The 9232-nt window shown below is 71.5% G+C and carries 13 protein-coding genes; 7 read left to right on the top strand and 6 right to left on the bottom strand.

The genetic code is table 11. The features are described from left to right. The 6 genes from MEICH_RS26820 to MEICH_RS0102765 all read right to left on the bottom strand — a co-directional run. Window positions 1-696: hypothetical protein (locus MEICH_RS26820; RefSeq protein WP_051303861.1), on the bottom strand; the 696-nt coding region annotated here is incomplete at its 3' end. Window positions 697-932: 236 nt separating this feature from the next. After that, window positions 933-1259, bottom strand: coding sequence for a hypothetical protein (locus tag MEICH_RS0102785; protein ID WP_157202582.1), 327 nt, complete (start codon window positions 1257-1259; stop codon window positions 933-935). 139 nt (window positions 1260-1398) lie between these two features. Then, the gene (locus MEICH_RS23320; protein WP_157202581.1) at window positions 1399-1731 is read right to left on the bottom strand and encodes an Lrp/AsnC ligand binding domain-containing protein; all 333 of its coding nucleotides are present in this window, start codon (window positions 1729-1731) and stop codon (window positions 1399-1401) included. Window positions 1732-1800: 69 nt separating this feature from the next. Continuing rightward, complete coding sequence (locus MEICH_RS23315; protein ID WP_036218217.1) at window positions 1801-2238, bottom strand: GyrI-like domain-containing protein; 438 nt, start codon at window positions 2236-2238, stop codon at window positions 1801-1803. A 14-nt stretch (window positions 2239-2252) separates the two neighbouring features. Continuing rightward, window positions 2253-2519, bottom strand: coding sequence for a hypothetical protein (locus tag MEICH_RS23310; RefSeq protein WP_051303859.1), 267 nt, complete (start codon window positions 2517-2519; stop codon window positions 2253-2255). Window positions 2520-2617: 98 nt separating this feature from the next. Next, the gene (locus tag MEICH_RS0102765; protein ID WP_027891343.1) at window positions 2618-2917 is read right to left on the bottom strand and encodes a hypothetical protein; all 300 of its coding nucleotides are present in this window, start codon (window positions 2915-2917) and stop codon (window positions 2618-2620) included. Between the two features lie 112 nt (window positions 2918-3029). Between MEICH_RS0102765 and MEICH_RS0102760 the strand changes: the two genes are divergently transcribed. The 7 genes from MEICH_RS0102760 to MEICH_RS29130 all read left to right on the top strand — a co-directional run. Next, window positions 3030-3422, top strand: coding sequence for a helix-turn-helix domain-containing protein (locus MEICH_RS0102760; protein ID WP_027891342.1), 393 nt, complete (start codon window positions 3030-3032; stop codon window positions 3420-3422). A gap of 104 nt (window positions 3423-3526) precedes the next feature. Next, window positions 3527-3997, top strand: a complete 471-nt coding sequence (locus tag MEICH_RS0102755; protein WP_018464951.1) for a GyrI-like domain-containing protein — start codon at window positions 3527-3529, stop codon at window positions 3995-3997. A 3-nt stretch (window positions 3998-4000) separates the two neighbouring features. Continuing rightward, complete coding sequence (locus MEICH_RS26815) at window positions 4001-4510, top strand: DUF1697 domain-containing protein (RefSeq protein WP_051303858.1); 510 nt, start codon at window positions 4001-4003, stop codon at window positions 4508-4510. A gap of 17 nt (window positions 4511-4527) precedes the next feature. After that, window positions 4528-5247, top strand: coding sequence for an ImmA/IrrE family metallo-endopeptidase (locus tag MEICH_RS0102745; protein WP_027891341.1), 720 nt, complete (start codon window positions 4528-4530; stop codon window positions 5245-5247). Between the two features lie 43 nt (window positions 5248-5290). Then, complete coding sequence (locus tag MEICH_RS0102740; RefSeq protein WP_027891340.1) at window positions 5291-6502, top strand: winged helix-turn-helix domain-containing protein; 1212 nt, start codon at window positions 5291-5293, stop codon at window positions 6500-6502. 45 nt (window positions 6503-6547) lie between these two features. Then, window positions 6548-8644 (top strand): hypothetical protein, encoded by a 2097-nt coding sequence (locus MEICH_RS0102735; protein WP_157202579.1) that lies wholly within the window; start codon window positions 6548-6550, stop codon window positions 8642-8644. 119 nt (window positions 8645-8763) lie between these two features. Then, a partial coding sequence (locus MEICH_RS29130) for a hypothetical protein (RefSeq protein ID WP_084542151.1) occupies window positions 8764-9232 on the top strand: 469 nt, incomplete at its 3' end.

Genomic DNA, 9232 nt, shown 5'->3' with positions numbered 1-9232 from the left:
GTCCGGGCCTTGCAGGGCGGCCAGCCGGGCGCGGCCCTCGAGCCACAGCGGGTGGCCGCCGAAGATGCCCCCCAGCCTCAGAGCGACCAGCATGGGCGCCAGGTCGTGCGCGGGGAGGTGCTCGAGCCGCGCCCGCAGATGGTCGGCCAGCACCTCGGCGAAGCCGGTGTCGCCCAGCCTCAGCGCCAGGCCGCAGGCCAGCCAGTGGCTCGCCTCGAGGCTGGGCAGGCGGCGGGCGGCGTCGAGGTGGTCGCGCAGGAAGTGCAGGGCGGCGCGGGCCTCGTCCAGGCCGTAGACGGCGAGCCAGAAGCCGCAGTGCGCCGTGAGGTAGAGCCGCGCGGCGAGCGAGCCGGGCCGCACCCGCGGCGGGGCCACCTCCCGCAGGCCGGGGTGCTCCTCGAAGCACCCCTCGAGCCCCTGGCGCTGCCGGAGGAAGTCGAGGGCAGAGGCCACCCGCGCCTGCCGCGCCGACAGCCCCAGCCCCTCGGCCAGGGCCAGCCGCCCGCAGGTGGCCTCGAGCGAACTGCGCCCCCCCGACCAGCCCGCCCGATAACCGCCGTCGGCCCGCTGCCCCCCCAGCGCCGCCTCCACGACCTGCGCGGAAGCCGCAGTACCCTCGAGCCAGGCCTCGAGCCGGGCCCGCTGGATGAAATCGCCGTGCTCACGAAGATAGTTCAGGGTGGTGTCCAGGTTCATAGGTGTCTAGCGTTCAAGTTCTCACAAATCTAGGGCGAAGCCCGTGGCCTGTGGTTGACCCTTCCCCGTCCCTCCCCGCGCGCGGAGAGGGTTTATCCCCTCTGGTCCCCCTTGCTAAGGGGGGAGCAAGGTGTTTGGCGTCTTGCGTCTTGCGTTTGGCGTTTTGCGTACGACGTACGACCCGCGTTAGGCGTTAGGCGTTGGGCGTTCGGTTATCAGCTATCGACCATCGCCCCTCAAATACACCGATTCTCCACCACTTCCGCCGTCCACACCCGCCCATCCTCCAACCGCTCGAAGCTGAAGCTAGCCTGGGGGGTCTCGACCCGCGTGCCGTACCCCACCACGTCGGGCATGCTCTCGTAGAGGATGGCCTCCACGCCGGGCGCGGCCTGGGTGATGCGGTAGGTGCCCTGCTCGAGGGGGAACTCCACCCACAGCCCTCCCTGGTTGCAGCCCTGGCGGCTGAGGCCTACCGGCTCGGGGGGAGCCTCTGGGGTTCCAGAACCCGGCCGGTTGCAGGCCGAGAGGGCCATCGCCAAGAGCACGACCGTCCACCGCATAAACGACCTCCTCCACGGGGTTCGGGGGCCGCGGCACTCGCCGGCGCCACGGCCCGCCATGCCGACTCCGACCGGGGCGACGCGCTGCACGACGGGGGTTGCCCCAGTGTACGCCGGGAGGGGGCCGCCGCGCTGAGGGTCAGGCGGCCAGCTTGCTCTTGGCCGCGAGCACGCCGGGGAGGCTCTTGATGCGGCCGATCAGGGCCTCGAGCCGCTCGGGGCTGGCACCCTCCACCACCGCGATGGCCTCGCTCGAGCCCTGCAGGGCGTCGGCCTTGACCACGCCCCGGATCCGGCGCACCTGCGCGATGACCTGGGCGGGGTGCTCGGCGCGGATGAAGACGTAGGCCCCCACCCGCGCGCGGAAGAGCTGCCGCAATTCGCGGACGAGCCGGGCTTCTTCGTGCAAGCGCGAGATGCGCTCCTTGTGCTCGAGCAACGCCAGGTCCACACCGGTCATGCTGTTCCACATAACGCTCCTCCTGCGTTTTGGGGAATGGGGCCCCGTGTTCGGGGCGAATCGGGGTTCTCGAGCGGGCCGTCAGGGCTTGACCCGGACGAACAGCTCGTGCTCCTGCTCGGCGCCGTCGGCGGTGTAGCCGATGTCGAGCTTGAATTCGTCGGCCTCGAGGCCGTTGTCCTTGGCCCAGGCGTACATGCGCCCGAAGGAGAGGGCGATGCCCTCGACCGGGCCGGCGTGCCGGTAGCGCACGTAGCGCTGGGCGGGGATCTCCAGAGCCACCATGCCGGGCGGGACGTCCTCGAAGGCGTGGACCCTCGAGCCCACGACCTGCACGTACAGGTCCCCGGACTTCCCGAGGCTCACGTCCACGAAGGCGGGCTCCAGCCGGTGCACGACGGCCCCGTGCCGGGCGATGAACTCCTCCCAGGCCCTGGGCATCTCCCGCCACAGCTCCTCCCAGCGGGCCACCACCTTCAGGCCGACGACCTTGAACGGACCTTCCTGAACGACTTCCATGACCCTTCCCCTCCTCACGCCGCGAGCTTGACCGACAGCCGCTTGACCCCGGGCGTGGCCTGCACCTCGCTGAGGCGCACCTGGAGCGAGGCGAAGTTGTGCTCCTCGATGACCAGGGCCACCTCGCCGCTGCCCATCAGCACGTCGGCCTTGGTCACGCCGGGGAGCTGCCGCAGGGCTTCGCGCACCCGCCTGGGCTGGTAGCAGGAGACGAACACGTAGGCCGAGAAGCGCGGGGAGGGTCTGGGGGAGGGGTTGTCCTGGACGACGGTCTGCATCATAGTGGGCCTCTCTTATGTCGTTAACAGAATAAGGACGCGCTGAAAAGCCGCTCGAGCTTCGTCCACGGCGGGGCAGTTTCGAGCGGCAGGGGTGCTGCTTAGCTGGCGCGGGCCAGTTTGGCCTGGGGTTCTTTGTTGAGGAAGCGGCTGAAGAGGCGGGAAAGGCGGCCTTCGGGGTAGTAGCTCGCGCGGTAGAGGGCGAGGGCCTCGAGCCAGGCGTGGGCGAGGGCCTGGGCTTGGGGGCGCAGGCGGGGCAGCGCGTCGCGCAGCTCGCTCTCCAGGCCCCACAGGCCGACCAGGCCACGGCGGTTGTCGATCTCGATGAGGGTATTGAGGACATCGCTCGGGTGGGCTTTGCCTTGTCCCAACGAACGCCAGACAGTCTCATTTGCGGTCATATCCGTGGCCTCCAGTTATGAACATAACATAATCTCATATGCATATGCAATACCCTACGCCCGGGCATTACGACTTGACCGTAAAAGACAGTTGTGCTACCGTGACCTTGATATGACACTAGCCGAACGTCTGCGCGAACTACGTAGCCAGCAAGGCTGGCGCTTGAAAGACCTCTCGGAGAAGAGCGGCCTGTCGGTGCCCTACCTCTCGGACCTCGAGCGCGGGCGCACCAACCCCAGCCTCGACACCCTCCAGACCCTGGCCGGCTCCTACGGCGTGAGCGTCAACGACCTGCTCGCCCCCGTGGACTTCTACGGCGAGCGCACCGAGGCCTCGCTGCCCAAGGGCCTGGCCGAGCTGCTGGCCGACCCCGCCCTGGGCAAGGAGATCACCCCCGAGTGGCAGCAGACCCTCGCCCGCATCGAGCTGCGCGGCAAGCGCCCGGAGTCCAAGCGCGACTGGTACGAGATCTTCCTGCACCTCAAGCGCGTGCTCGAGGGCTAGCACAACCCGGCGTCATCAGGGGCGAACTTCGGGTTCGCCCTTCGCATTTCGGGGTCTGCGCCGCAGGAGGGCGCGAACGCCCCGGGGCGAGCGAGAATAGGGCCATGCAGCGTCCATACCCCACCACCGAGTCGGACTTCTACGTGCTGGGCTACAGCGCCCGCACCTCCGACGCCCTCGAGGCCGACCCCGCCACCGCCCGCATCCCCGGCCTGTGGCGGCGCTTCCACACGGAGGGGCTGGAGGACCGGATCCCCAAGCTGCGGGCCAAGGGCAAGCCCTTCGCGGTCTACTTCGACTACGCCACCGACCCCGCGGGCGAGTACTCCGTGCTGGTGGGCTACCAGGTGCCCAGCCTCGACGACGCGCCCCCGGGCCTGAGCGGGCTGCACGTGCGGGGCGGGCGCTACCTGATGTTCACCGCCGAGGGCTCGCCCGCGCAGGCCGTTCCCCGGGCCTGGGCCGAGGTCCGGGAGTACTTCGCCCGCCCGGGGGCCCCGGCGCGGGCTTACGCCTACGACTACGAGGTCCACGAGGACCTCGAGCGGGTCTCGATCTTCGTGGGGGTGCGCTGAGCCATGCGCTACGCGGCCTTTTTGCGTGCGGTCAACGCGGGAAAATTCAACAGCTTCCGCATGGAGGACCTGCGGGCACTGCTGAGGGCGGAGGGGTTCGAGGACGTCCGGACCTACCTTCAGACCGGTAACGTCTGGCTCCAGAGCGGTGAGGCCGACCCTGAGGCCGTCGCCCGGCAGGTCGAGGCGCTCATGCCCGCCTTAGGCTGCCGCGACGTGGCGGTGATGGTACGGACCGAGGAACACCTGCGCGAGCTCGTCGGCCTCGACCCCTTCGGGGCCGACGGCGGCACGCACCGCCGCTTCATCACCTTCCTGCGCGAGCCCGCGCCGGCGGCGCTGCCCCCGCACAGGGAGCTCGAGGTGGTCCTGGCGCGGCCAGGAGAGGTTTTCTCGCGGCTGGACAAGAACGTGCGCAACGTCTCGCCCAACGCCTTCATCGAGTCCAGGCTCAAGGTGCGGGCTACCACGCGCTTCTGGAACGTGGTGCAGGAGATGTACGGGCTCTCGTAGGGGATAATGGGCTGCCTATGGACCTGCGCTCGAGGATCATCCGCATGGCCCGGGAGTACCGCCAGGCCCACGCCCCGCTGACCGCCGAACGCCTGGTGCGGGGGATCGGGGTCTCGCTCTCGTACGCCAAGCTGCCCGAGGGCAAGTTCGGGGCCTTCATCGAGGAGCAGCAGCGCATCGTCATCGACGAGGACTCCCCCCCCAGGCGCCAGCGCTTCACCCTGGCCCACGAGGTCATGCACCACCTCATCCGCAACGACGCCGACGTCCTCTCCGACCTGCACGAGGAGTTCGAGGGGGGGCAGCTCGAGGCGCAGCTCGAGGCGCTGTGCAACCTGGGCGCCGCCGAGATGCTGCTGCCCGGGGAGGTGGTGGAGGCCGCCATCGCCCGCAAGGGCCAGAGCCCGCGCCTGATCCCCGAGCTCGCCGAGGGGCACCAGGTCTCGGAGGAGGTGGCGATCATCGCCCTGGCCGAGCGCGGCCCCACCCCCTCGCTGGTGCTGATGGCGGGGGCTAAGCCCCTGCGGGTGTTCTTCAGCGCCAAGCACGAGCGCGTCTTCGACCGGGTGAGCCGGGGGGCGGCCGTCCACCGCGACCACCCGCTGGCAGTGGCGCTCGAGACCGGCCTGCCCTACCGCGGCAAGGCCACCCTGCCGGGGCACCCCACGCTCTACAGCCTCGAGGCTTACCCCAAGGGGGGGCGGGTGTACGCGGTGTTCCGGGAGTTGCAGAACTGAGCGGGAGCGCCCGTAGCCGAGCACCGGGCGCCGGAGGCCGAACGTGAAACCCCTCGAGACCACTCCCTCCGCCGTGCGCCGGGTGATCCTGGCGCGGCAGGGGTTGCTCGAGTGGAGCGGCGGCGCGGGCGGGTGGGCGGAGGGCGGGCTGTGGCGGGAGGAGCTCGGCGGGGCGGAGGGGGCGATGGAGGTGCTGCGGCGGCTGGAGGCGGTGCAGCTCGACCCGGTGAACGTGGTGGCGCCCAACCACCACCTGGTGCTGCACAACCGCCTGCGGGGCTACCGCGCCGAGCACCTGGAGGCGCTCTACCCGGCCCGGCGGGTCTTCGAGTACTGGGCGCAGGCCCGCTGCGTGCTGCCCATCGAGGACTGGGGCGCCTTCGAGCTGCGGCGGCAGCGGTGGAGGCTCGAGCACACCGTCCAGGGCCAGCGGGGCGAGGGCTACGCGGGCGAGATCTACGCGGCGATCGACTACGTGCGGTCCCGGCTCGAGGCCGAGGGGCCGCTGCCCGCGCGGGCGCTGGACAACGGGAAGAAGGTGCGGGGCTACTGGGGCTTCACCGCCAAGGCCACCTCCCAGGCCATCGAGCACCTGTGGGAGGCGGGGGAGCTGGTGGTGGCCTACCGCAGGGGCGACGAGCGGCACTTCGCCCTCGCCTCGAGGTGGTTCCCCGAGCTGCCCCCGGCCACGGCCGACCCCCAGGCCAAGCTGATGAAGTTCGTGCGGGCCTACGGGGTCTTCGACGCGGGCGACCCCCGGCTGGGCTGGCTGCCGATGGCGGCGGCCGAGCGCAGGGCGGCCCTCGAGCCCCTGCTGCGCCAGGGGGTCCTGCTCCCGCTGCACCTGGAGGGCGTCCGGCGGCGCTACTACCTGTGGGCCGAGCTGCTGCCGCTGCTCGAGGCCCTGCAGGGGGCTAAGGTCGCGCCCCGCGTCACGCTGCTCTCCCCGCTCGACAACCTGTTGTGGCGGCGCGAGCGCGTGCAGGACCTGTGGGGCTTCGACTACAGGTGGGAGATCTACGTGCCCGAGCCCAAGCGCCGCTACGGCCCCTACGTGCTGCCGGTGCTCGAGGGCGAGCACCTCGTGGCCCGCGTGGACGCCCGCACCGAGCGGGCGCAGGGGCGGCTGCGGGTGCGGCAGGTGTGGTGGGAGCGCAGGCCCCAGGCCGGGCAGGCGGCCCGCCTCTGGCAGGCCCTGGCCGAGCTGGCCCGTTCCCAGGGGCTCGAGCTCGAGCCCTCCCGGCCCATCCCCTGACCCCCATTCGCGTTCGGCCCCGCTTTGCACTACGCTTTGTGAAGTATGTGGCGCCCCCTCTCATGGATTCTCGTGGCATTGCTGGCGCTGGGCCTGGGCGAAGGCCCGCCCCCCGCGCCCCAGGGGTGCAGGCCCTACCCCAAGGCGAATTACCCCCAGGACTCCTTCGGCACCCCCCTCAAGCCGGGCGAGGTGGGGGGTAGCTCGAGCCCCGAGGGCACCCCCCGCCTGGCGCTCGACAAGGGCAGGGCGAAGATGGCCGTGGACCACTGCGCCCTGCGCATGCCCGAGGCGGGCGCGCCGCGCTTCGGGCAGGTGGGGCTGGCCTACCCCAAGATGAAGCGGCAGAACGGGCGGGTGGTGCACTTCCGGCTGCTGCCGGGCGACATCCAGCAGCCCAACGGCGTGGTGGTGGGGGCCTTCCCCGAGGCCCACCCCGCCGACCCCCTCAAGGGGGCCAACGCGGTGGCGCTCGACAACTTCGACAGCCTGGCGGGCACCTTCAACCTGGGCTTCCGCGAGGGGACGCGGCCCACCCTGCTGCCGCAGTTCCAGACCCCCCTCGACGTGTACGTGCTGCTGCGCGAGCAGGGCGCGGTGTACCTGGTGGACGGGCTCAAGGGCGGCTACTACGCCGCGCCGCCCTCGGCCAGCGTGCTCGGGCTCGACCAGACCCTGAGCTTCGGCGAGTTCTACCCCGGGGCCCACAGCTCGAGCACGCTCCACGCGCACCGCCTCGAGCACTTCCAGGTGCGCGACGTGGCCGCCTGGTCGCGCTGGTACGGCACCGCCCACGCCGCCGACCGCCTCACCGGGGCCAGCACCGCCGAACTCGGCCAGGCCGAGAAGGGGGGCCGCTGGCAGGTGCGGGGCAACCTCAAGCGGGGCGCCCAGGGCACCCGCGCCGACGCCAAGGGCGGGATGGCCCTGCTCGACCCGGGCGCGCCCTCGGGGGTGCTGGGCCTGCGGGTCAAGACCGGGGCGCGGCCGCAGGGGGTGGCCCTGATCTTCCGGGCGCGCTCGCCGCGGGACTACTACGCCTTCGTGGTCTCGAGCGAGATCGCCCAGGCGGTGCGGGTCAGGGGCACGGAGGCGGTGCCCCTGCAGCAGACCCAGGCCGCCGAGTTCCTGCTGCGCAAGAACGCCACCCACCACCTCCAGGTCATCGACACCGGCAGCCAGGTGGGCCCCTTCGACAAGGGCGGCAAGATCCGGCTCTACCTCGACGGGCAGCTCGCCTTCGTGCTGGGCGACGACCCCCAGTCCAGCCCCGAGTTCGACAACGCCGACGCCGAGGCCGGCGGGGTGGGCTTCGAGATCGGGGAGGGGGTGGCCGGGGGCACGGTGCTCAGCCGCTTCGAGGCCCACCCCCGCGAGGTCGCCCTGCCCGACGAGCTCCGCCTGCCCGAGCCCTTCTTCGAGGAGCGCGGCGACGTGGTGGTGGCCTCCGACCGCTTCGACGGGGCCGCCGGCCCCCTCGAGGCCCGCCGCACCCCGGTGGGGGGCCTGGCCTGGGAGAAGCGCTCGCCGCCCGACCCCAAGGCCTCGCTCACGCTGCTGGGCAACGGCCAGGTGCAGCCCGCGCCGCTGGAGGGCCGCGGCGACTACCTGCTCTACGGCCTGCGCTGGCCCGAGGGCTACCGCCACTTCGCCAGCCTCGAGGCCACCCTCACCCCCCCGGGCCAGAAGGGCCGGTACGACCGCGAGGGCAACTGCACCGGCTACACCCAGGCCAACCGCGAGAAGCGCCTGCGGGCCGGGTTCTTCTTCTGGCAGGACGCCGAGCACTACCTCATCGCCCGCGCCTTCATGGACGACTCGCAGTCCAACGCCTCCGAGATCGAGTGGCAGGCCCCGGTGGGCGGGACGCTCGACGTGATCCGCCGGGTCAACCTGGGCCCGCGCCTGTGCCACGGCAACCCCTTCCACCTGCGGGTGAGCTTCGACGGCGACTGGGCCGTCGCCTGGGTGCGCGCGCCGGGGAGCCCGCTCGAGGAGCCCGTCCAGGCCTTCCGCTGGAGCGACGCCTTCCCCCAGCAACCCCCCCTCAAGATCCAGATGGTGGGCCTGGTCTTCTCCGAGGAGGACAGCGGCACCCGGCTCGACAGCTTCACGGCGTGGGGTTCGACGCGGCTGAGGTGAGCGAGCCGCACGCCGCCGTTCTTCGAACCTTCACAATCCTTCCCCCAACGGTTCACTCCCCGGGACTAGCCTCGAAGCAGCCCTGGGGAGTGCGCTTTTCCAGGCGAAAGGAGAACGTCATGAACGCGAAGAAGTGGATGATCGGCGTCGCTTTGCTCAGCCTGGGTCTTTCGCTGGCCCAAACCCCGCAGCAGCCCGCCCAGCCCAACCGGCCCCAGCAGGGCCCCAACCGCATGATGGACCTGCGCGGGGGCAACCTGATGTGGACGGCGGCGCAGTTCTTGGGGGTGACGCCGCACGAGCTGGCGCTGCTGAGCAACGGGCAGAAGACCCTCAGCGAAGTGGCCCGCGACCTGGGCGCCGACGTGGCGCGGCTCGAGGCCGCGCTGGTGCAGGCCCGCAACCAGGGCATCGACCAGGCCGTGCAGAACCAGGTGCTCACCGCCGAGCAGGCGGCCACCTACAAGAAGGCCACCGCCGCCATCGTCAAGGCCTTCCTGGCGCAGAAGATCGACGCGGCCAGCTTCGGCCCCGGCGGGCGCGGGGGTCCCGGCGGCGGCAAGGGCCCCGGCTTCGGCCCCGGCGGGC

The organism is Calidithermus chliarophilus DSM 9957, assembly GCF_000430045.1.
GTDB classification, from domain to species: Bacteria; Deinococcota; Deinococci; order Deinococcales; family Thermaceae; genus Calidithermus; species Calidithermus chliarophilus.
The sequence above is the reverse complement of the archived record's forward strand: the minus strand, read 5'-3'. Positions and strand labels throughout refer to the sequence as shown.